This is a genomic window from Ewingella sp. CoE-038-23, assembly GCF_040419245.1.
Classification (GTDB): domain Bacteria; phylum Pseudomonadota; class Gammaproteobacteria; order Enterobacterales; family Enterobacteriaceae; genus Ewingella; species Ewingella allii.
The window spans coordinates 2,898,358-2,921,215 of sequence record NZ_JAZHOH010000001.1; the positions used below are offsets into that span (position 1 = coordinate 2,898,358).

The following is a 22,858-nucleotide window of genomic DNA, read 5'->3' on the forward strand; positions in this document are numbered from 1 at the left end:
TACAGTACTAACCTGTGTGGATTAACGTGACTGCTTTTACACTTCGCCCCTACCAACAAGATGCCGTTGACGCCACGCTGCGTCATTTTCGCCAACATGACGAACCGGCGGTGATTGTCTTACCCACCGGCGCGGGAAAAAGTCTGGTGATCGCCGAGTTGGCGCGGGTTGCGCGCGGTCGCGTGTTGGTGCTGGCGCACGTCAAAGAGCTGGTGGCGCAAAACCACGCAAAATATCTCTCCTACGGGATGGAAGCGGACATTTTCGCCGCCGGGCTGAATATCAAACAGAGCAGCGGCAAAGTGGTGTTTGGCAGCGTGCAGTCGGTAGCGCCCAATCTGGCGGCCTTCGGCGGCGAATTTTCCCTGTTGATCATCGACGAATGCCACCGAATTTCTGACGATGAAAACAGCCAGTATCAGCAAATTATTCATCATTTGCGCAGCAATAACCCGCGCCTGCGCCTGCTGGGCCTGACCGCCACGCCTTATCGGCTGGGTAAAGGCTGGATTTACCAGTATCACCATCAGGGCATGGTGCGCGGCGACGCCGACAGCCTGTTCCGCGACTGCATTTATGAATTGCCGCTGCGCTACATGATTAAGAACGGCTTTCTGGTGCCGCCGGAGCGGCTGGACATGCCGGTGGTCAGCTACGATTTCAGCCGCCTGCAAGCCAACAGTAACGGCCTGTTTAGCGAGGCGGACCTCAATGACGAGCTGCGCCAACAGAAACGCATTACGCCGCATATCATCAGCCAAATTGTCGAGTTCGCCGCCGAACGTAAAGGCGTGATGATTTTTGCCTCGACGGTCGAACACGCGGGCGAAATCTACGGCCTGCTGCCCGCCGGGCAAGCCGCGCTGATCAGCGCCCAGACGCCCGCCATAGAGCGCGACCGGCTGATCAACCAATTCAAACAGCAGCAGCTGCGTTTTTTGGTCAACGTTTCGGTGCTGACCACCGGCTTCGACGCGCCGCACGTGGACCTTATTGCCATTCTGCGCCCCACAGAGTCTGTCAGTTTGTATCAGCAGATTGTCGGCCGCGGCCTGCGACTCTCTCCGGGCAAAACCGACTGCCTGATTTTGGATTACGCCGGAAACCCGCACGACATTTTCACCCCTGAAGTGGGCAGCCATAAGCCGGGCAGCGACAACAAGCCGGTGCAGGTCTTCTGCCCTGCCTGCGGTTTCGCCAACATTTTCTGGGGGAAAACTACCGAGGACGGCACGGTTATCGAGCACTTTGGCCGCCGCTGTCAGGGCGTGTTAGAAGATGACGAGGGGGAGCGAGAACAGTGCGATTTCCGCTTCCGCTTCAAAAGTTGCCCGCACTGCGGCGCAGAAAATGACATCGCGGCGCGCCGCTGTCACCAGTGTCAGGAGATTCTGGTCGACCCGGACGACATGCTGAAAGCCGCACTGCGCCTGAAAGATGCGTTGGTGCTGCGCTGCGGCGGCATGAATCTGGAAAACGGTCGCGATGAGAAAGGCGAATGGCTGAAAATCACCTATTACGATGAAGACGGTGCCGACGTCTCCGAGCGTTTTCGTTTAAGCACACCCGCCCAGCGCATGGCGTTTTTGCACAATTTTCTGCGACCACATCAGCGTGCGCCGGGAGTGCCGCTTGAGTGGCAAACCGCCGCAGACGTGGTGGCCCAGCAGGTATTACTGCGTCATCCCGACTTTGTGGTAGCGCGGATGAAAGGTCAGTTCTGGCAAATTCGCGAAAAAGTCTTCGATTATCAGGGGCGCTATCGGCGGGCCAATGAGCTGCGCGGATAACATCCAGATAGGCCTTTTAGTCCTAATGACAATCCGGTATAATGCCGCCCGCTTTCGCCTCGCGTGGAAGCTGTAATACTCAACTCGTCACTCGGTCGCAGGTGGCGGGGCAAACATTCTTATATAGAGAAACATACATGTTCACTATCAATGTAGAAGTACGTCCAGAAGCAGAGCAGGGCAAAGGTGCGAGCCGCCGCCTGCGTACAGAAAACAAATTCCCAGCTATCGTTTACGGTGGCTCAGCTGCTCCAGTTTCCATCAAACTGGACCATGATTCTGTTAAGAACATGGAAGTTAAAGCGGAGTTCTACTCTGAAGCTATTACTCTGGTTATCGACGGTAAAGAAACCAAAGTTAAAGTTCAGGCTGTACAGCGTCACCCGTTCAAGCCAAAACTGGCTCACATCGACTTCGTTCGCGTTTAATCGCTAACTAAGTTGTAACGCATCGGGACGCCGTGCGAGAACAAATAAAAAACGCCGCTCAATGCGGCGTTTTTTATATCCTTCATACTTGAAGCTGCCGCTGCGTTGGCCGCTCTCGCCAACCCGAATCACTGACCAACGTCAGCTCATCGGGATTGACTCCCTTGCAGCCTTGCTGCAACTCCAATTATTTCGGCTATACCTGTGTTCGTATTACTTTTTACTTACTCGACGATCGACGTTGCAACTGGTCGCGCAGATTCGGCGGTGTGCCTTTAATAGTCAAAGTATCCGTGGCTGGGTCCCAGAAAATGCGCTCGCCCATCAACATGGCGTCGAAATTGATGCTCACCCCGCCGCCGCTACCGGCAAACTTGGTTAACTGGCGCAGCGTGCCGCGATCGGCCGGGAAAGTCTCTTCCAGCTGATAACCCTGCTCTTGGGAAAACTCTTTAAATTTCTTGTCGTCCCAGGGTGGCAGCTCGTCGGACAGCGCGTCGAGGGAGATCTCCTCCCCTGCCTGAAGCTGTTCGTTGCAGTAGCTATAAACCTGCTGGCGCACATTTTGGCGTTCGTTCTTATCCAACTGGGCTTCTGCACAGAAGTCATCCACCGCCTGCAATAAGCCACGGTTTTGCGCTTTAGTGTCCAAGCCTTCTGCCGCAGCGAGGAAATCCATAAAGAAGTCGGAAACTTTACGACCCACGCGGCCTTTCAGGAAGGTCAAATAGCGGGTGGATTCTGGATTGGTTTCCCACTCGGTTAAATCAATTCGCGCGACAATGTCGGCATGGTTGATGTCGAGATAGTGAATGCTGCTGACGTCCAGCTGCTCGTTAACACGCATACTGCTGCGGCTGTTGAGCACGGCAATCAGTAAATACTCAACCGCCAGGAAGCGATAATGGCAGAACAGCACCACGCCACCTTCGGCAAAAGGATATTTCGCCAGTTCATCGCGCAAACGGCCGGTGGCCGCGCGGCTAAAGCCAAGGAAATCCTCATCGCCTTTGCGGCAGGCGCGCAAAGACTCGGCCAGTTCGCTATCCTGATTAAACAGCCCATAAGCTTTGCTTTTCGCGCTGTACACGCGATGCAGTTCGGCCATCATCTCTTCAACCGCGGCATTCGGGGTTAACAGCGTATCGCGCAGCACAACGTCCAGCGTTTGCTCGTCACGCTTGTTCAACTGGTGTAGAGCAATCTGCTCGATATCCAGACTCATGGCTTCTCCTAAAATGAGTGTCTTTATATAAATGCTGTAGAAATATCTGAAAAGGGGGCGGCTTGGTGGAATGATTTTTTCGCCGAGGCGGGTATTCAAACACTTAATATAGAGGGCTTGCAACCGCAAAGCCTTGAAGTTGGAAACACAAATAAATACATCTCATCAATACCCCAACGTTCAACACATTATAAAAATGCGGAAACTGATGCCACGATACGTTAAGATATTGCACTTTGTCAGGCTTTGAGCACATTAATCCATGCCACAATCATCTCGTTACAGTGACGAACACGTTGAACAGATCCTTTCGGAGCTGGCCACCGTACTGGAAAAACACCGCGCGCCCACCGACCTCTCGTTGATGGTGTTGGGCAATATGGTGACCAACTTAATTAATACCAGTGTTGCGCCAACCCAGCGCAAAGCTATCGCAGGCTCTTTTGCTGGCGCGCTTCAGGCGTCAATAAGAGAAGATAAAGCCCATTAATCAACTATTTGCCCAAAACCTCTTATGGTGACAAATCGTCAGCGCTATCGCGAAAAAGTATCCCAGATGATCAGCTGGGGGCACTGGTTCGCCCTATTTAACATTCTGCTCGGTCTTGGACTCGGCAGCCGCTACCTCTTTGTCTCCGACTGGCCCTCTTCTCTCGAAGGACGCATTTACGCGTTGGTAAGTTGGCTTGGGCATTTCAGTTTTATTGGCTTCTCCGCCTACCTGCTGATCATCTTCCCCCTGACCTTTGTGGTGATGTCGCAGCGGCTGATGCGTTTCTTATCCGCCATTTTAGCCACCGCAGGTCTGACGCTGTTACTGGTCGACACCGAAGTCTTTACCCGCTTCCACCTGCACATCAATCCTGTGGTGTGGGAACTGGTGGTCAACCCCGGTCAAGGCGAGCTGGCCCGCGACTGGCAGCTAATGTTTATTGCCGTGCCGGTGCTGTTCCTGATCGAAATGCTGTTTGGCACTTGGGCATGGCAGAAGCTGCGCAGCCTGAACCGTCGCAATTTCGCTAAGCCGATTGTGGCGCTGTTTATCGTCAGCTTCTTTGCCTCGCACCTGATGTATATCTGGGCCGATGCCAACTTCTATCGCCCAATCACCATGCAGCGTTCAAACCTGCCGCTCTCCTACCCAATGACCGCGCGTAAGTTCCTCGAGAAGCACGGCTTGCTGGACGCACAGGCTTATCAGCAGCGTCTGATTGAACAAGGTAACCCAGAGGCGCTGTCGGTAGAGTACCCACTCAATGACATTAGCTTCCGCGACACCGGCCCTAAATATAATTTATTGATGATTGTGGTGGACGGCATTCACGCCTCGACCACGGTCAAAGACATGCCAGCGCTGACCGATTTCGCGCGGCAAAATGTTAGCTTCAACCAGCATTACAGCTCGGGTAATCGCGTGGATAGCGGCCTGTTTGGCCTGTTCTACGGGATTTCGCCAACCTATATGGAAGGCATTATTGCCGCGCGTAAGCCTTCTGCGCTGATGTCCTCGCTGGCGAAACAGGGCTACGAGTTTGGCCTGTTCTCCTCCGACGGCTTCAACAGCCCGCTCTACCGTCAGGCTTTGCTGACCGACTTCACCTTGCCGACCCCGGCGGCGCAGGGCGATACCCTGACGGCTCAGCAGTGGCAGCAGTGGTTAGCCGCACGCGGTAGCCGCCCGTGGTTCTCTTACGTGAATCTGAACGGCGTCTCGACGGCGCTGCGTCAAGGCAGCAATGCCGCCGTGCCGACCGGCAATGTCTTTATGCAGCGTTATCAGCAAGGCGCGAAAGAGGTGGATCAGCGCATTGGCGAGATTCTGCAAGAACTGCAAAAGCGCGGCGAGCTGGATAAAACCGTGGTGATGATCACCGCGTCGCACGGCATTGAATTTAATGAAAATGGCACCTGGGGTTCGGGCAATACTATGAACCGCGACCAGATGCGTGTGCCATTAGTGGTTCACTGGCCGGGTACGCCTGCCCAGTCCATTAATAAGCTGACTGATCATGAAGATGTGATGACCACCCTGATGCAGCGCCTGCTGCACGTCACCACGTCGCCAGCGGATTATTCGCAAGGTGAAGATCTATTTGCCGCCAAACGCCGCCATGACTGGATCTCCACCAGTGATAACGGCACGCTGGTGATCACCACGCCAACCCAGACGCTACTGCTGGAGCGCAACGGTGATTTCACGGCTTATGACGAACAAGGCAAACGCATCAAAGATCAGAAACCTGAACTCGGCCTGCTGTTACAGGTTCTGACCAATGAGAAGCGCTTTATTGCGGATTAACTTCAAGAAGATAGCCTTTTTAAAACGCGGCCCACCAAAGCCGCAGCTTCATCCCCCAATATGACGTCCAGCCCGTCGTAGTACTCACTACCCTGCCCTTATCGATAATCACAAACGTTGGCGTGACGCCAATGTCCCACGAGGCGGAAATATCGCCGCGCGGGTCATTCACCACCGGCATGCTGATATTCTTGCCCTGTAAATAGCGCTCGATTTTATCTTTATCCCCTGAACGCAGCGCCACGCTCAACACATTGCCGCCGTTGGCCGACAGCTTGCCGACGTCCGGCGTGGTGAACTTACAGACGCTGCACCAGCTGGCCCAGAAGTAAACCAGCAGCGGCTGCTGCTGGCTTTTCTCATTGAGCGTCAGGGTTTGGCCATCGAGGGTCTGCAAGGTCTGATTGCCGAAATCGACCGGAGCCTGCGGCGCGCGCATGAAGTCCATGCCGAACAGCACCGCCATCAGCAGTACCGCGCCAACCAAGATCTCTTTAGCCCAACGCTTAACTTTTCCCATCTTTCACCTTCTTCAACTGGGCATTCACCAGCTCTTCTAAGTCCTGATAAGAGATAGCGCCGGGGATGATCTGGTCGCCAATAATGGTCGCTGGCGTGCCTTGAATACCCAGCACTTCGGCAATTTCCACGTTAGTTTTCAAGGTAGTGTAGCTTTCCGGTGTGACTTTTACTGGCGGCAGGCCAACTTTAGCGATTGCCGCGTCGATGCTCTCCTCGTCATGCGGGCCTTTTTTCGACATCAGGCGCTGGTGCAGCGCCATAAATTTGTCCGGCTGCTGCTCCCACACGGTCATGGCAGCGCGAGCAGAGCTGATGGAACTGGCACCACGGAACGGCAGCAGTTTGAGCACCACCGCGACGTCCGGATGCTCCTTCACCACTCTCTCCAGCAGAGGATCAAACTGCTTGCAGTAAGGGCAGTTGTAGTCGGTGAAGGAGACCAGCACCAGCTTGGCGTCTTTAGCACCAAAGCGCGGCGTGGCCGGGTCGCGGAATAGCATATCCTCCGGCGTCGGGTTTTGTGGCGCAGTCTGCGCTAAAGCCATCGGTGAAAGGGCCATCATTAAAATCAGCATTAAGGTTTTCATTATTTATCTCCACGGGCGTCTTGCAGCCCTTTTAAAACGGCGTCGCGAGTCAGCAGTGGCGATAAAATCTCACCCGTTGGCAGGCCCGGACCATAAATTTGGTTGAAAGGAACGGCAACGCTGCCGCGCTTTTGCAGGAATTCATTAATCGGTTTGGAAGGACGGCTCCAGTCACCGCGCAGGGCCACCAGGTTGTCGGCGGTCAGCGCTTTCTGCACGTCTTCGCGCAGTAATACGTTAAATTTGTTGGCTTTGCAGGTGACACACCAGTCTGCCGTGACATCCACGAACACCACTTTGTTGTCCGCCACCGCCTGAGCAATCGCCTGCTCGGTTAGCGGCTGCCACTTCACGGCATCCTGTAATGGCTTGGCGCCGTTGGTATAGGAGAGCGCCGCCGCTAGCATCACCAGCCCTGCCACCAGCAGGCTGACACATAGGGCAATGGCGGTATTACGCGCCCCATAGCGGCGCAGCGAACCCACCACCAGCGCCAGCAGGAACACCGCCGCGACAATCAGCACGCTTTGCAGACTGAAGTGGTTAAGCATCAGGCTGAGCAGCCACAGCGACGCGGCGAGCATCAGCAGGCCGAGCGCCACCCGCAGGCGCAGCATCCAGCGCCCCGGACGCGGCAGGCGCAGCGCCAGTCCCGGCCAGGTTGCGATCATCAGCCACGGCAGGCTCATGCCGATGCCCAGCATCAGGAATAATCCCCACAGCACGGGCAGAGGCGCGGCCAGCGCGAAGGCCACGGCGGTGCCCAAGAAAGGCGCAGAGCACGGCGTGGCTAGCAGCGTCGCGAAAGCGCCCTCGGCGAAATTGCCCTTCAAACCGCCACGTTTTTGCGTCGCCAGACGGGTGGTCATGGCAGAAGGCAGGTTGATTTCGAACAGACCCAGCAGGTTGGCGGTGAACAGCGCGGTCACAATCACCATAAAGCCGATAAACCACGGGTTCTGGAACTGAATTCCCCAGCCTAGGGTCTGGTTGCTGTAGCGCAGCACGGTCATCAGCAGCGCCAGCGCGAGGAAAGAGCTGATAATGCCCGCCGAAGAGGCCAGGAACTGCACCCGAACGCTTTTACGGTCGCGCTGCTCCACCTGCAAAATCGAGCCGAGTTTCATACCCAGTACCGGCAGCACGCACGGCATCAGGTTAAGAATAAAACCACCGGCCAGCGCCATCAGTGCCACTTGCCACAGGGCAATGCTGCTCTGCGTAGCGGGTGCCAGAGGCTCCATCTTGAGGTCGAGCTGCTGGGCGATACCGCGATCCGCCAGCACCGCGCTGACCGGCTTGCCCGTCAAGTCTCCGGCTTTATCTCCCCACTCGTCGGTGACCGGCACGGTGATCTGCGCAAGCATGCCGTCCACCCTGACCGTCGGCTTGCCGAATGAGCTGCCTTCGAGGGAATCGATAAACAGCTCCGGCTGCTGCCAGCCTTGAGCGCGCTCGGCTGAAATCACCAAAGTGCCCTGCCGATAACCCGCCGACACCTTATCGGCCAGCCCCTGCGCAATCGGGATTTGCCCCATGGCGCTGGCAAAACGGCTGACGAAATCGCCTTGGTCGCCGCCTGCGCGCAGGTCCAGATTGAAGTCATAATCGGTGAGGATACAGACATTGCTACAGGTCGGCAGGGTCAGGGTTCCCGCCAGTTTCTCAGGCACTTTGCCTTTGATAACAATCGGCAACGTCACATTGTCGTGATAGCCCTGCGTGGTTATTCCGGCGACGTCGAAACGCGCGGGAGTCGGCCAAGACCAGTCGGCCTTGGTTGATGAGTCTTGCCAGGCGATAACCGGCGCTACGCCGCCCTCACCCGGCGATCGCCAGTAGGTTTTCCAGCCTTTTTCGAGGCTGACAGACAGTAAAAGATGGGTTTCATCCGCCGCGCCGTCGGCAGGCTCAGCCTGAAAACGCACTTTGGCATGGCTGTTTTGCGGGCTTGCTAACCAGCCGGAATCCGCCGCATGAATGGCAGGTAGCCACAGCAGCAACAGGCTGGCAATCGCCGCCCTGAAGGCATAACGCATAAATTTTCTCCAAAAATAAAAGACAACATCCGAATCAAAAGGCGGACGTGTTTTTATTCCCGGAAGACGCAGAGCCGCAGATGCACCCGTAGTATCGGCACCGGAACGACTTCAGGCAGGCGAGTACGAAGAAGGGCCACGTTGCCCGGCGAGAGAAACGCCAGCAGCAAGCTAAAGACCAACAGCGCGAAATCAAGAATGACAGGAGGAACGGAAAGCAGTGATTTGCTGCTCAACTCGCAAGGAGTGGGAGTTTCAGTCAGATCGGACGTCGGCTGGGATGAGACCGTTTGGGACACCGCGTCCTGACGCAGAGAGGCAGACAACGCGTTCAGCCCGGCGATGCGCTGCGTCATACAGGTAAGTATGACCAGACAAGCCAGGCAGAAAAAGAGCAGTGCTGAACGCCGTTTTTTATCCATTAATCCCTCATGAAAGTACGCCAGTATTCTAGCCCCCGACCAAACATTCACAAGGATTATGTATCCGCCATTACAGGACTTTACGTTCAAGGTGCTGAAATGACACCCAATCCGTCGCCTAAAACATTGGAATCGGCCAAGCGATACTGTATATTTAGCCAGTTAATTACCTATTAAGGATTGAGACTAAATGTTAGTAGAGCTGGTGTATGACAAACGCAATGTTTCCGGCATTCCTGATGCCAACGACAAAATCCATGCCGAATTAACCAAACGCGTTCATCGCCTGTTCCCGGATGCGGCGGTGAAGGTCAAACCGATGCAGGCCAACGGCTTGAACACCTCGGGCGCCAGCAAGCAGGACCGTTCGCAGTTGAACCAAATGCTCGAAGAGATGTTTGAAGAAGCGGATGAATGGCTATCCGTTGAATGAGACAGAGAAAGGTTCGCCATTAAGGCAAATAACGGGTAAAAGCTGCTCAGCAAGTCGTATTTACTTACAAAGGGCAATTGAATTAAACATAACCCAGCAACGGCTTATTATAATATGTCTATGATACTAAAAATCATATCAATCAGAATGATGAGTCCTGTTATTTCCGCTGGGTTTTTAACCATTTCTGGGTCCATAACCCCCTTCGCGACGGCAGGCTTGTCATTTTTGGCACTATCACGCCCATGACTTTGCGAAGTAAACATGCCTCCAAAAAAACCGACTAAGCCGGCTGCACAACCCCACTTTTACTCGAAGCGTTTTGCCCTTATTTGTGTTGGCATTTTGGGTTGTATGGCATTTTTACTGGCCCGCGTAGGCTATTTACAGCTGCTGAACCGCCCGATGCTTGAGCGTCAGGCCGACCAGCGCTCTTTGCGCTCCACGGTGATCCCAGCCGATCGCGGCACCATTGCTGACCGCAGCGGGCATCCGCTGGCACTGAGCGTGGCTTCCAAAGATATTATTGCTGATCCCTTCCGCGTCCTTCAGCTGCATAGCGATCTAAATAGCCCGAAATGGCAGTATCTGGCGCAGGCGCTGAACATGCCGCTGCCCCAGTTACAGCAAATTATTACCAGCGATCCTAACCGGCGCTTTGTCTACCTTGGGCGTAAAATCGAGCAAGGCATTGCCAATGATATTGCTCAGTTGCATCTGGGCGGCATTACCAGCCAGCACGATGACAGCCGCTACTACCCGATGAGCGACGCCGCCGCCAATCTGGTGGGGATTGTCGGCACGGATAACGAAGGTCTGACCGGCATTGAGAAAGGCTTTAATACCCTGCTCGAAGGCAAGCCGGGCATGCGCGAATACCGCCAAGACGGCCACGGCAACGTGATTGGCGTGTTGAAGGAAGTCCCGCCGCAGCAGCCGCCAACGGTCAATCTAAGTATCGACAGCTTTATGCAGTACGTGATGTATTCACGCTTGCGCGCCGGCGTGATGCTCAACCAGGCGGACTCGGGTGCCGCCGTGCTGGTGGATGTGAATACCGGGGAAATTCTCGGGATGGCCTCCTACCCTTCTTATAACCCAAATAACTACGCCGGCGTTCAGCCAAAAGACATGCGTAACGTGGCGATAAGCGACAGCTTCGAGCCGGGTTCTACGGTAAAACCTCTGGTTGTGATGGTGTCGCTGGCGCGCAAAATGATCCGCCCGGACTCGGTGCTAGACACCCACCCGTACACCGTCAACGGCCACTTAATCAAAGACGTCGGCCACTGGCCTGCGCTGACCATCACCGGCGTGTTGCAGAAATCCAGTGACATCGCGGTATCGCACATGGCGCTGGCGATGCCCGCACAGGTGCTGGTTGACCTCTACCACTCCTTTGGCTTGGGTAAACCGACCGACTTGGGCATCGGCGGCGAGAGCAGCGGCTACTTCCCGCTGCATCGCGATCGCTGGGCTGACATCGAGCGCGCGACCTTCGCTTTCGGCTACGGCCTGCGCGTGACGCCGCTGCAAATCGCCCGCGAATACGCCACTATTGGCGCGTTGGGCATTTATCGCCCACTGTCGATCACCAAGGTGACACCCCCGGTGATGGGAAAGCGCGTGATGGCGGCGGACGTGGTGCAAACCGTGATCCATATGATGGAAAGCGACGCCCTGCCCGGCGGCTCTGGCCTGAGCGCGGCGGTGCCGGGCTATCGTCTGGCAATCAAAACCGGTACGGCGGAAAAGCTGGGGACCAGCGGCAAGTACGATGGCGGCTACGTCAACTACACGGCGGGCGTGGCTCCGGCCAGTAATCCGCGAGTGGCTCTGGTGGTGATGGTCAACAACCCACAGGCGGGTAAACACTTTGGTGGTTCAGTGGCCGGGCCGATTTTCGGCCAAATCATGGGGCAGGTGTTGAATCATATGAACATTGCTCCTGACGCACTGGTGCCTGAGACGCCGCCGGAAACCATTATCAACGGCGGCCAAAAAACCAACTTAGTGCGCCGTAGCGCCAGCTCAGAGTGATTTTTTACCCGCGCAGACTGGATTTCTGCGACTAATATGGGTAACTTCCCGCTTGTCTCGCCCAGCAAGGGTAAGCTAAGAGGAAGAGTGAAAACTCTGAGAAGTAAAACGATGAAACGGCTTTTTATGGTTTTAGTGGTCTTTGTCGCAGTGTGTGTCGCCGTCATTGCATTAAATATGCACGGCACCGGCCCTTGGTAATAGGTACCAGCCACTTTCCAGAGAGGGGTGATTTTGCCAACAGGTAAGCGATTTATCCTACTGATTATTGCGATTTTGGTTGGCATCGTCGTGCTCGACGATATTATCGCGCGGGTTATCCACTGGATCTTACTGCACTAATCAATGGCCCGTTGGGTCGGAGCGAGTCCTCTCCGTCATCGGGTCATTTTTTTGCCTTACCCCTGAATTTATAAGGGTTTTCTTTCTCAACAACACCTCTCTGCTACTTAAGGCTCCTGCGCCATCACGGCGAAGTTGTGTATAATAGCTTATCGAACATTAAGAAAGACGGGTTATGGCTCAGGACATTCATCTCACAATCGTCTGCGCACTCAGCAAATGGATCGAAGGCCATCTTGGGCGCGTTATCCACCTTGAAGAATTGGCTGAATACTCGGGCTATTCGCTGTGGCACATGCAAAAACTGTTTAAAGAATCTACCGGCATTTCGCTTGGTAAGTACATCCGTGAGCGCCGTTTGGCGAGCGCGGTCTATCAGTTAAGCAGCAGTGACACGCCGATTTTCGATATCGCGATGGATTTTGGCTTTGGCTCACAGTCGCATTTCACTTACATGTTCCGTAAGCGTTTTAACATCACGCCTTATGAGTTCCGCCAAAATCCCGATATCAAGCTAGAAGTCGCCCCGCCGCTGCATATCATTCATCAAAAAACGGCCTAAATTCGGTATCAGAATCCAAAGTCGCTCAGTGAAGGATAATCATCCGGGCGACGCCCTAACGGCCATTCGAACTTGCGTTCACTCTCTTTGATGGGCAAATCATTGATGCAGGCGTAACGGGCAAACATCTGACCTTCCTCATTAAATTCCCAATTTTCATTGCCGAAGCTGCGATACCAGTTGCCGGAATCATCACGCCATTCATAAGCAAAACGCACCGCGATGCGCGCGCCGTCGAAGGCCCACAGCTCTTTAATCAGGCGATATTCCAACTCTTTGGCCCACTTGCGCTCCAGAAAGGCCACCACGGCGTCCTGCCCTTCGGCGAACTCACTGCGATTGCGCCAGCGAGTGTCTTCTGAGTAAACCTGACGCACGCGCTGCGGGTCGCGGCTGTTCCAGGCGTCTTCGGCTAAACGAACTTTTTCAATCGCGCTTTCACGGGTAAAGGGCGGCAATGGCGGTTTAATTGGCATAAGTACCTCATGAGATGAATTTCATGTAGACAACTCTGTCTACACGATTAAACTAGCTCAAGTAGACAGAGTTGTCTACACTGGCCATCGCCGAAAAATGAAATCAATCGCTGACTGGAAATCCTCATGCCCCTGACACCCTCCTCCGATATCAGTACGCTAGCTGCCCGCGACCGCATCCTGCTGACGGCTCATCAGCTGTTTTACCGCGACGGCATTCGCGCCACGGGCATTGATCTGATCATCAAACAAGCTGGCGTGACCAAAGTGACCTTTTACCGCCATTTTCCCAGCAAGAATGCCTTGGTTTTGGCTTTTCTGAAGTATCGCCATCAACGCTGGATGAGTTGGTTCACCAAGAGTTTGCAAAAGAACATGGCGCAGCCGAACGCCCGTCTTGCCGTGGCGCTGCCAAAAACGCTGGAAGAGTGGTTCAGTGATGAGGATTTTCGCGGCTGTGCTTTTATCAATAGCGCGCTGGAATTTGCCGAAGCCCTGCCTGAAGTCACCACCCACGCGGCGCAGCATAAGCAGCAAATGGCTGAGGAGATTGCGCGTTACCTGCCTGAATCAGCACCCAATTTTATGGCACAGGCCATTGCTCTGCTGGTGGATGGCGCGATTGTCAACGCGCAGATTGGCGGAGAGAATAAGCAGGAGACGGCCCTGCTCTGCTCGGCGCTGGAGCTCTGGCTTGTCCCGCGAGCAGCCTAGGCGACGGGCACAAAAAACGCGGCACGGGCCGCGTCTTCTGTTACTGCATCATTCTGTGTCTGAGAATGCCTGTCTCTGGTGGCAATGGTCCACGTGAACAGGTTAGAACTGGTACACCAAGCCAACCGCCGTGACGTTATCCGTGTTGATACCGGCATTTTGGGTGAACTGGTTGTCATCAAGCAGGTTGATTTTGTAGTCGACGTAAGTGGACATATTTTTGTTGAAGTAATACGTCGCACCCAGGTCTACGAATTTGACCAAGTCCTGATCGTCGTAGTTGTTACCCACGCGGTCAGTACCCAAATCAGAGCCGCGAGTCTGGTTATAAGCCACGAACGGACGCAGACCGAAGTCGAACTGGTAGCTGGCGTAGGCTTCTACAGACTGAGCTTTGTTGGCATAACCGTAAGCTTCTGAATCCGTCGAACCGAAGCGTGACGCGTTATAGGACTGAGTAAACATCGCTGCCAGATAGACATTGTTGGCGTCATATTTCAGGCCGCCGCTGTAACCTTCGGCTTTCTTACCTTGACCCATAATGCCCGGCGCAGAGTTTTGCTCGTCGGTACGGTCTGAGTTGAAGAAGGCACCGGCCACGCTGACGCCAGCGCCAATGTCGTAGCTCAGAGACGCACCGTAGCCGTCGCCGTTCTGCGTCAGGACGTCACGCGTACCCGGCTCGCCGCCGCCGCTGTCGTTTTTACCTTGATATTGCAGAGCAAAGTTCAGGCCATCGACTAAACCGAAGAAGTTGTTGTTACGGTAAGTGGCTACGCCGTTGGTACGCTGGAACAGGAACTGGTCCGCGCCATAGGTGGAACCATCGAACTCTGGCTGTAAGTCGGTCCATGCCGCGACGTCGTATAGCACGCCGTTGTTACGACCGTAGTCGAATGAACCGTAATCGCCGAATTTCAGACCTGCAAAACCGTAACGGGTAAAGGAGCGGTTATCTTCACTTTCCGCCTGATTGGCTTGCACCTGATACTCCCACTGGCCGTAACCGGTCAGTTGGTCAGTGATCTGAGTTTCGCCTTTGAAACCAAGACGGATGTAGCTCTGATCGCCATCAGAACCTTTATCGCTCGAGAAATAATGTAAACCATCGACCAAACCGTAAAGGTCGAGTTTATTGCCATCTTTATTATAAACTTCTGCCGCACTTGCTGATCCTGCGACTAATAAAGCCGGGATCATAAGAGAAAGAATACGACGTTTCATTTTGAGCTATCCTCGTAGGGTGTCGAGCCTGCCACTGATTGATAAATGCAAGGTGAAGGTAAAACGTTTCGAATTATATGCTCGACATGGCAAATCCATTCTCTGGATATAAAGAGAATTAATCCAGAAAGAAAATGATACCAAATTAATGATAATGTTTCTGAACAATTATTAGATGTAAGAAAATATTAATAGAAGGGAACTTTTCGCTAGCTTTACACATGTTAAAATAAAGCACTAATCGCTAAAATACTGAAAAAACCTTACAAAACAACAAACTAAAATACATAACAGAGCACTAAGTGATAAAGCAAAAAAAGTGGGAATCTATATACTTTATCTCGCTATCATCATTATTGTTAATTATTACCCTCATTACCAGATTATCTGGAAACAACAACCGGTCTTATGACCGGTTTTTTTTTGCCAAAAATGCGGTAGTTTCCCAATGTGACATTCCCATGAAAATGTTATTTCCTCGCGGTAGTATAATAATGACAATTCGCAAATAATTTACTTTTGACATATTAACTCCTTATTTCCTACATACTCCTTCCGTATTTCTTATCGCTATTTACTTACTGCCTTCACATTTCCGACAGCATTTTATTAATATCCGCTAGAAAAATAACCAGTAATAATGGCCATAAAACAGTCAGTTAATTAATCTTGCGGGTTTGCTCTCCACAAAGATCTCATTATTTGTACAGTATTAGTCACGCGGCGGGCGGATCCGGTACTATAAGAGCAATCTCGCTGATGTGATGATTTGCAACCGATACACTGTCGCCTATCTAAGGCACGTCGCGCGTTAAATTGATGACATCGCCACCCCTATACGTCCCGGATTGAAGGAATCTCATGCCACAAGAGAATCAGCACGACAACCTCTCCAAAGCCAGAATGCTTCTGGCAACCCGCCGTTTTGTTAAACTCGACGAGTGGCTGTTGTCGCTGATGCGCGGTTGGCAGAACCAAACTGATACCCACAGCGATTACGGTCTGGTGTTGCATCCGGGTACGCTGATCGCCGGGGCCGAAAATCATACTGTCGATCCGCTGGATATCCTCAGTGACTGGGCGCAGCAGTGCCCGCAGAGCTACCACGCCCACGTGCTGCTGGGGATGTTTTGGCACGAACAGGCTTGGATTATCCGCAATGCCAACGGCGAGCATATAGAAGATAGCCAGTGGCTCGGCGCCCAGCTGTGCTGTGACTATGCCGTATTGGCTTTCCTGCGCGCCATCGAGTTGCACCCTCGCCCAACCCACGCTTTCCGCCACCTGATGAACCTGACCGGCGGCTTTGGCGAACCTTACTGGCTGCGCGACCTGTTCGCGGGCAAAGCCCCACTGCCGCTGCATGAGAAATTCAACATTGCCGGCAGTCAGGTATGGCAAACCGGCGTGGGCTATCTGCACGCCATTGGCGTCGAACCTGCTACTCACTGGCCGCAAAGCCTGCCCGCCGCGCTGCAGCAGACGCGCAAGGCAGAGGAAGAGGCGCTGGATTATTGGCTGCGCATGGCAATGTCGGTGCGCCACAGCGATGTCGGCACCATGGAGTCCTACCTGATATTCCACTCCGCCGCCTGGGGCGGTGACGATAGCCAGCAAATGGCGATAATCGACGGCCCGCTGTGCGCCGAGTTTGATGAAGACGAGCGCAACCATTTCCGCGCCAACGCCCTGATTGACGCCCTCTCCGGTGAGATTGCCGATAAAGACTCCGAGCGCGCGCAGTACCTGCAAGCCCAGTTGCACCACCTGCTGGCTCAGCCACTGCCCGACGCCACCCGCATTCGCTTATTAGATTTGTACGGCACCTGCGCCGCCTATTGGCAGGATGACGATCAGGCCGGGCTGGAGATTTACGACCAGCTGCTTGCCGTCTCCCCGCAGGCCATGCCGGGCCATTTCGCCGCAATGTTTATCTCCAGAGCCGTGCTGGCAAATGAGCAACAGCAGGGGCTGCCGACGCTGACCAGCCTGCTGATTCGTGCTATTAATCAGCCTGACAATCCGGTGCTGGTGGCCTATGCCGCCACGGCGGTGCAGTACGGCCTGTATGGGTTGCCGCAGCAGCCCGAACTGAGCGATGACTTGCTTGACCACGCCATTCGCCTGATCCAGCTGTCTGGCAGTGACAGCGCGGCCAAAGATTTGATCACCATCGCTCACGATATGGCGATCAACGATGACTTCGACGCCGCCCACTTCCTGATGACCGAAATGGCCCGGCGCGGCAATGCGCTGCACACCTACGAGCTCTATTTCTTCTACCGTAACGGCTGGCATCAGGAGGTTCCCGAAGCTTTCCACAGCGACAGCAATGCGCTGGAATGCGTGCTCAGCGCCGCCCGTTCGGGGCTGGTTCCGGCCATGTTTGCCTGTGCCAACGCCCTGCGCGAAGGCATTGGCGGCGAAGTGGATTACCAGCAAGCGATGCAGTGGTATCAGCGGGCAATGGACGCCGGACACGCCTCGTCCGCCTACTGGCGCGCCAGCTGCGCGTTGGATCTCGGCCAGGAGCAGGACAAGCGCCTCGCGGCCGAGCAGTGGTTGCCGGAGATCTTAATGAATCCGTCCCACCCTGAGCGCAGCGAAGCGGCCTATACCCTTGGCATGGCGTGGCTGACGGGCAGCGGCGTGAAGAAAAACCGCCACATCGCCGGCCAGTTTATGGAGTTTGTGTTGGAGTTAGATCCAGGCTCCGACGCCGCGCGTCAGGTTCTGGAAGAGCTGAACGGCTCGCTGCGCGGCCGCATGAATCTGTGGCAGGACAAGCGTAAATCCGACGAAGCCGACGTGATAGCTAAGTACCGGGTTCAGCCGGAGATTGAGTAAATCTTTCTTGCTCCTCCCCCTTCTCAGGGCGAGGAGCTTAACTCATCTTTCCCGCAGCGACTCTTTCACCTTATTCAGCGGCTTAATCAGATAATCCAGCACGGTTTTCTGGCCGGTTTTGATCTCTACGCTGGCCACCATTCCCGGCACTATTGGGAACTGGCGACCGGCTTTATTGGTTAACACGGCTTTGTCGGTACGGACGTACACGCGGTAATAGAACTGGTCACGCTTGACCTCATCCTGCAAGGTGTCTGGCGACACGCTCTCCACCTGCCCTTTCAAATCGCCATAGATCGAAGAGTCGTAGGCGCTGATTTTCACCGTGGCTTCAAGGCCCGGGCGGATATAGGCGATATCGCGCGGGTTGATGCGGGTTTCAATCAGCAGCTGATCTTCAATCGGCACGATTTCCATCAGCTTGCCGCCTGGTTGCAGGACGCCGCCGACGGTGCTGACCTGAATATCTTTGACGATGCCGTGAACCGGCGAAAACAGCTCGGAACGCGTCACCTGATCCTCTTTACCGGCCATCACTTGCAGCTCGGCGTCGAGGTCGGCGTTGTTCTTTACCTGCTCCTCACGGGCGCGAACCGCGTACTGGTTGATAGCATCATCGATTTTGCCGCGCAGCTCGCTGGACTGGCGTTGAAGGCGAATCACCTCTACCTGCCCCGCCGCGCCTTTCGCCACCAGCGGCTGGGTCATGCTGATCTCCTGATTGACCAGCTTTAGCGACTGTTGCAGGTTGCTGACGGTTTCGTCACGGTTCTGTTTTCGCGATAAATAGAGCTGGCGCTCGCGGGCCACCAGCTCCGGCGATTTCATAGTTTCCGGGCTGAATTTCAGCGGCGCGCCGGTCAACTCGGCGCTTAAACGCTCTGAAGAGGCGCGCAGCGTGCGCACTCGGGAAGCCGCCTCGCCGTAGTTGGACTGCGAACGGGTTGGGTCGAGCTGAGCCAGCAACTGACCGCGATTAACGATGGAGCCTTCCTGCACCAGCAGCTTCAAAATCACCCCGCCGTCGAGGGAATCAATCTGCTGCGCCTTGCTTGATGGCGTGACCTTGCCCGTGCCGACCGTCACCTCGTCGAGGGTAGCGAAGTAGGCCCAGACAAAAAACAGCACCAGCCCAATCAGGGAAACCCAGACAATTCCCGACACCTTTTTCTGTTGAGCGTCCAGCTCATCGTGCAATGTTAAATGTGCCATATTCAGTCCTTATGCGCTCAGGCTGCGCCCTGTTGGTTACCGGAAGCAGCCGCGACGGCCGGCGTGGCGGCGGTGTTAGCGACCGCGTTACCCAGAATTTGATCGCGCGGGCCGTCGGCGATAACCCGGCCGTTGTCCATCACCACGATGCGATCCACCAGCTTGAGTAGCGCCGGACGATGGGTGACCACCACCAGCGTGCGGCCCGTCAGCCAAGTGTTCATCTGGCGAATAACATAGTCTTCCAGCTGTTCGTCCATCGAGGCGGTTGGCTCATCTAAAAGCACCACCTGCGGGTCACGCAGGATCAGGCGACTCAGCAGCACCATCTGGCGCTGGCCGCCGGACAAGCCGCGCCCGCCCTCATTAATAATCTTATCCAGACTCGAGGCATCGGCCTGCACCATGGAGAGTGCGCCGCTGATCCTCAGGGCTTGCAGCATCTCCTGATCGGTGGCGTGCGGATAACCCAGCATCAGGTTTTGGCGCAGCGTGCCGAAGAACAGCCGCGAATCCTGCGACAGATAGCCAAGCTGGCGGCGCACGTCGGCGGGTTCGATGCGTTTCATGTCCACGCCGTCGATGATCACCTTGCCCTGCGACGCCTCGGCCTGGCCGGAAAGCAGCTTCAGCAGGGTCGATTTCCCGGCACCCACCTTGCCCAAAATCGCTACGCGCTCGCCCGGTTTAATCTCCAGTTGGCCAATCCCCAGCACGTTCGGCGAGTTCTCTTTGTCATAGGTATATTGCAGATTGCGCAGTTGATAGTGGCCGCTCAGGGTCGGGCAGTGCGACAGCTCGGCGTCTTCCGGGCGGTCGATAGGCTTTTTCAGCAGATCGTCCAGCCCTTTCATGGCGCTTTTGGCGTGCTGCCAGCGTGAGAACACCATAGTCAGCTGCATCAGTGGCGCGATGGTGCGGGAAGAAAGCATGCTGCTCGCCACCAGCGTACCGGTAGTGATGTCGCCGCTGAGCACCAGATAGACCCCCGCCACCAGCATGCCAGCGTAGGTCAATTGCTGGACCGTCGAGGCCCAGCCGGTCAGCCGCGCGCCCCACAGACGCTGCTTCATGCCGACCGAGGCGCTGACTTCGTGAGTCTGCTCCCACTGGCGCTGGAAGTAGGCTTCGGCCTGTAAGGCTTTAATATCTTCAATGCCTTCAATGGTTTCCACCAGCACCGCGTTGCGCAGCGCCCCTTCGCGCATCCCCTCTTTCGCCAGCTTCGCCATCGGCCACTGGATCAGAATGCCGGGAATGACAATCAGCGGAATAGCCAGCAGCGGAATGATCACCAGCGGCCCGCCGATAAAGAACATGATGCCGAGGAACAGCAGCACGAAAGGCATATCGGCGGCGGCGCTGACGGTGGTGGAGGTCAGCAGTTCGCGCACCTGATCGATTTCACGCAGCTGGGAGATAAAGGAGCCGGTGGACTTCGGCCGATCATCGTTTTTAATGTTCATGGCGCGCACAAAGAACAGCGACGAAACCTTGAGGTCGATGCGTTTGCCCATCAAATCTGACACCAGCGTGCGCATCAGGCGAATAACGTATTCCAGCGCGGCGGCCAGCACCACGCCGAAGAACAGCACCCACAGGGTGGGCAGTGACTGGGCCGGGATCACCCGGTCGTAAATCTGCATTGAGAACAGAATACCGGCCAGCGCCAGCACGTTGCCAATCACCGACGCCAGCGAAATCTCTGCGATTTTACGCCCCGCGCCGCGAAAGTTATCCCAGAACCAGTGCTTCTTATAGGGTTGAACGAACTCGTCAATGCGCTGGTCGCGACCGCGCGCCGCCACGCCGACTAAAAACACCGGGCCAGAGCCTTGTTGAAGTAAGGTGGAAAGCTCGGTGGAGCGCAGCAGGTCGCCGCCGTCGGTCAGCCAGTAGTCGGCCTGACCGTCATCGTGCAGCCGCTCAATGACCGCGATGCCGCCCTGCTCGAGCTGGATAATGGCTGGCAGCACTTCCGGCCGCCAACGGACCTTAGTCCAGCTGACCATGCCAACCTGTAGCCCAATCAACCCACTGAGGCGGTCAAGCTGGCGGCCCAGCGACTGATTTTCAAACCAGCGCATTTGCTGGCGCAGATAGAGCGGGTCAGAAGGTTTACCAAAAATTTCAGCCACGCGCACCATGGCGCTGATCCAGACATCAATCGACGGCGGTGGAACCTTGGCCGTGGCGTTAGAGCGGGTTTCTTCACTGTTCGTTTCGGTACTCATATCGCCTCTTTACGCATTCTGTGCGGACAATCGTTTTATAAGGAGTGGTCAGAGAGAGGGAATGGTGTCACCGGTCTCTTTTTGTCGGTCGATGCCCAACATATCCACCAGATTGTCTACGGCTGCGGCATAGCGCACTGTGGCATCCCAGCCGTCGTACAGCGCGCCGATGCGCATGGTGTCAGCCTGAAAAACGTCCTGCTCGACGCTGAGTAAATCATTCAGGCTGCGTTTGCTCAGTTTGTACTCGTCCTGATAGACGCTGCGGGTGTGCGTCGCGCTGGCGTATTGGTCCTCGCCCGCCACTTGCCGCTGTTGACCGCCAATCATGTCGGCATAGGCCGTGGAGGCTTTCTGGTTGATGTCCAGCTTGGCTTTTTCCACATCGGCCTGCGCCGCCTGACGCTCACCCTCTGCGGCACGGGTTTTGGCGCTGACCGCGCCGCCCTGATAGACCGGCGCATCCACCGCCAGCTGGAGCTGGTCGTCCCAGTAAGAGCCGCCGCTGCCTGCGGCATTCTGGTAGCGGGTGCGCCCCGCCTGCACTTTGATGGTCGGCCAATGTTGCGATTCCGCCTGATTCACCCGCTCAATCGCCGCCTGCTGCTTGGCCTGAGCGGCGCGAACCAGCGCGCTGTTTTCATAGGGGATTTTGTTCAGTGTGACTTTTTGGTTGAGCAGGCTTTGCGGTAAATCCGGCAGATTGTCGGAGACCACGCCGGTCAGCACGGTGAGCTGGGCCTGTGCCGAACGCTGTTGGGCACGGTATTGTTCGACGGTGGCGCGCATCCCGGCGATGCGGGTTTCGGCCTGTAACACGTCAGATTGCGAGCTTAACCCCGCGTCGGCGCGCAGTTTGGCAGTGTCCGCCACGCGTTGCAGTGATTCAATATTATCGCGAGCCGCCACGCTCAGCGCCTGATAGCGCTTCACTTGCAGATAGGCTTGCAGCGTACTCAGCGCCACGTCGGTCATGGTGCCGTAAAGGGCGTAACGGTAGGAGTCGGAGAGGCGTTCTTGCTCGTCGATACTGCCGCCGGTGCGCCCAAAGTCATACAGCAGCTGGCTGAGCTGAATGCCGCCAGACGCGTTGTTATCCAGCGTGCCGGAGGAGTCGGTTTGGCGCGACTTACCTGCGGTCCCCTGCAAAGAAATTTGTGGATACCAGGCACTTTTCGCCACATCAAGGTTGCCCGCGCCCACGCGAATTTGCGCAGCCGCCTCGGCTATCTGTGGGTTGCGAGCAAAGGCGCGCAGTATGGCATCTCGTAAAGTCAGGCTAGATCTCATCTCCTCGGTAGGTGCTGCTTGCCAATCAAACTCTGGCTGTTTCTCAGCCGCGAATACTTTCCCACTGTTTGCACCAGCAACAACTATCCATATCGTCCCCAGTACCACGGCAAATTGCCGCGATGATTGTTTCTTTTTCATGAGCGACACCACTTTTCTCGCCGGATTATTA

Annotated in this window: 19 protein-coding genes; 9 read left to right on the forward strand and 10 right to left on the reverse strand. The window is 55.4% G+C overall.

All coding sequences use genetic code 11. From position 1 onward, the window contains the following. Positions 1 to 26: 26 nt before the first annotated feature. Together radD and rplY are read left to right on the forward strand one after the other, a co-directional pair. Complete coding sequence (radD, locus tag V2154_RS13755; protein ID WP_353502730.1) at positions 27 to 1,790, forward strand: DNA repair helicase RadD; 1,764 nt, start codon at positions 27 to 29, stop codon at positions 1,788 to 1,790. Positions 1,791 to 1,927: 137 nt separating this feature from the next. Then, positions 1,928 to 2,218 carry a 50S ribosomal protein L25 gene (gene rplY, locus V2154_RS13760; RefSeq protein ID WP_353502731.1) on the forward strand — a complete coding sequence of 97 codons (291 nt, stop codon included), beginning with the start codon at positions 1,928 to 1,930 and terminating at the stop codon, positions 2,216 to 2,218. Between the two features lie 220 nt (positions 2,219 to 2,438). On the opposite strand, the gene yejK is transcribed toward rplY, so the two are convergent. Next, the gene (gene yejK, locus V2154_RS13765) at positions 2,439 to 3,443 is read right to left on the reverse strand and encodes a nucleoid-associated protein YejK (RefSeq protein WP_353502732.1); all 1,005 of its coding nucleotides are present in this window, start codon (positions 3,441 to 3,443) and stop codon (positions 2,439 to 2,441) included. A 262-nt stretch (positions 3,444 to 3,705) separates the two neighbouring features. Here yejK and V2154_RS13770 point away from each other — a divergent pair, with 262 nt between their 5' ends. Beyond that, on the forward strand, positions 3,706 to 3,933 hold the full coding sequence (locus V2154_RS13770; RefSeq protein WP_034791669.1) for a YejL family protein: 228 nt from the start codon (positions 3,706 to 3,708) through the stop codon (positions 3,931 to 3,933). 24 nt (positions 3,934 to 3,957) lie between these two features. Continuing rightward, positions 3,958 to 5,742, forward strand: a complete 1,785-nt coding sequence (gene yejM, locus V2154_RS13775) for an LPS biosynthesis-modulating metalloenzyme YejM (RefSeq protein WP_353502733.1) — start codon at positions 3,958 to 3,960, stop codon at positions 5,740 to 5,742. A gap of 19 nt (positions 5,743 to 5,761) precedes the next feature. Here the strand turns inward: yejM and V2154_RS13780 are convergent, their stop codons facing one another. The 4 genes from V2154_RS13780 to V2154_RS13795 are packed head-to-tail and all read right to left on the reverse strand — an operon-like array spanning position 5,762 to position 9,312. Next, positions 5,762 to 6,262: a protein disulfide oxidoreductase gene (locus V2154_RS13780; RefSeq protein ID WP_353502734.1), complete on the reverse strand. Its 501-nt coding sequence runs from the start codon at positions 6,260 to 6,262 to the stop codon at positions 5,762 to 5,764. Then, a complete protein-coding gene (locus tag V2154_RS13785; RefSeq protein WP_353502735.1) occupies positions 6,249 to 6,851 on the reverse strand; it encodes a DsbA family protein in 603 nt (200 codons plus the stop codon). The genes V2154_RS13780 and V2154_RS13785 overlap by 14 nt, the downstream gene beginning before the upstream one ends. Next, positions 6,851 to 8,890: a protein-disulfide reductase DsbD family protein gene (locus V2154_RS13790; protein ID WP_353502736.1), complete on the reverse strand. Its 2,040-nt coding sequence runs from the start codon at positions 8,888 to 8,890 to the stop codon at positions 6,851 to 6,853. The genes V2154_RS13785 and V2154_RS13790 overlap by 1 nt, the downstream gene beginning before the upstream one ends. A 53-nt stretch (positions 8,891 to 8,943) precedes the next feature. After that, entirely contained in the window at positions 8,944 to 9,312 is a 369-nt protein-coding gene (locus V2154_RS13795; RefSeq protein WP_353502737.1) for a copper resistance protein, read from the reverse strand. Between the two features lie 190 nt (positions 9,313 to 9,502). Between V2154_RS13795 and V2154_RS13800 the strand changes: the two genes are divergently transcribed. From V2154_RS13800 to V2154_RS13810, 3 genes are all read left to right on the forward strand, one after another. Beyond that, positions 9,503 to 9,745: a DinI family protein gene (locus V2154_RS13800; RefSeq protein ID WP_034791675.1), complete on the forward strand. Its 243-nt coding sequence runs from the start codon at positions 9,503 to 9,505 to the stop codon at positions 9,743 to 9,745. Positions 9,746 to 10,009: 264 nt separating this feature from the next. Then, positions 10,010 to 11,785 (forward strand): penicillin-binding transpeptidase domain-containing protein, encoded by a 1,776-nt coding sequence (locus V2154_RS13805; RefSeq protein WP_353502738.1) that lies wholly within the window; start codon positions 10,010 to 10,012, stop codon positions 11,783 to 11,785. Positions 11,786 to 12,302: 517 nt separating this feature from the next. Continuing rightward, positions 12,303 to 12,689: a helix-turn-helix domain-containing protein gene (locus V2154_RS13810; RefSeq protein ID WP_034791678.1), complete on the forward strand. Its 387-nt coding sequence runs from the start codon at positions 12,303 to 12,305 to the stop codon at positions 12,687 to 12,689. A gap of 8 nt (positions 12,690 to 12,697) precedes the next feature. Here the strand turns inward: V2154_RS13810 and V2154_RS13815 are convergent, their stop codons facing one another. After that, complete coding sequence (locus V2154_RS13815) at positions 12,698 to 13,165, reverse strand: nuclear transport factor 2 family protein (RefSeq protein ID WP_353502739.1); 468 nt, start codon at positions 13,163 to 13,165, stop codon at positions 12,698 to 12,700. Positions 13,166 to 13,291: 126 nt separating this feature from the next. Here V2154_RS13815 and V2154_RS13820 point away from each other — a divergent pair, with 126 nt between their 5' ends. Next, positions 13,292 to 13,879, forward strand: a complete 588-nt coding sequence (locus tag V2154_RS13820; protein ID WP_353502740.1) for a TetR/AcrR family transcriptional regulator — start codon at positions 13,292 to 13,294, stop codon at positions 13,877 to 13,879. Positions 13,880 to 13,981: 102 nt separating this feature from the next. On the opposite strand, the gene ompC is transcribed toward V2154_RS13820, so the two are convergent. Beyond that, entirely contained in the window at positions 13,982 to 15,103 is a 1,122-nt protein-coding gene (gene ompC / locus V2154_RS13825; protein ID WP_353502741.1) for a porin OmpC, read from the reverse strand. A gap of 861 nt (positions 15,104 to 15,964) precedes the next feature. Here ompC and V2154_RS13830 point away from each other — a divergent pair. After that, positions 15,965 to 17,950, forward strand: a complete 1,986-nt coding sequence (locus V2154_RS13830) for a DUF4034 domain-containing protein (RefSeq protein ID WP_353502742.1) — start codon at positions 15,965 to 15,967, stop codon at positions 17,948 to 17,950. Positions 17,951 to 17,992: 42 nt separating this feature from the next. Here V2154_RS13830 and V2154_RS13835 read toward each other — a convergent pair whose 3' ends face one another. The 3 genes from V2154_RS13835 to V2154_RS13845 are packed head-to-tail and all read right to left on the reverse strand — an operon-like array spanning position 17,993 to position 22,827. Continuing rightward, complete coding sequence (locus tag V2154_RS13835; protein WP_353502743.1) at positions 17,993 to 19,162, reverse strand: beta-barrel domain-containing protein; 1,170 nt, start codon at positions 19,160 to 19,162, stop codon at positions 17,993 to 17,995. 17 nt (positions 19,163 to 19,179) lie between these two features. After that, complete coding sequence (locus V2154_RS13840; protein WP_353502744.1) at positions 19,180 to 21,396, reverse strand: type I secretion system permease/ATPase; 2,217 nt, start codon at positions 21,394 to 21,396, stop codon at positions 19,180 to 19,182. A gap of 48 nt (positions 21,397 to 21,444) precedes the next feature. Continuing rightward, a complete protein-coding gene (locus V2154_RS13845; RefSeq protein ID WP_185689674.1) occupies positions 21,445 to 22,827 on the reverse strand; it encodes a TolC family outer membrane protein in 1,383 nt (460 codons plus the stop codon). Positions 22,828 to 22,858: the final 31 nt, after the last annotated feature.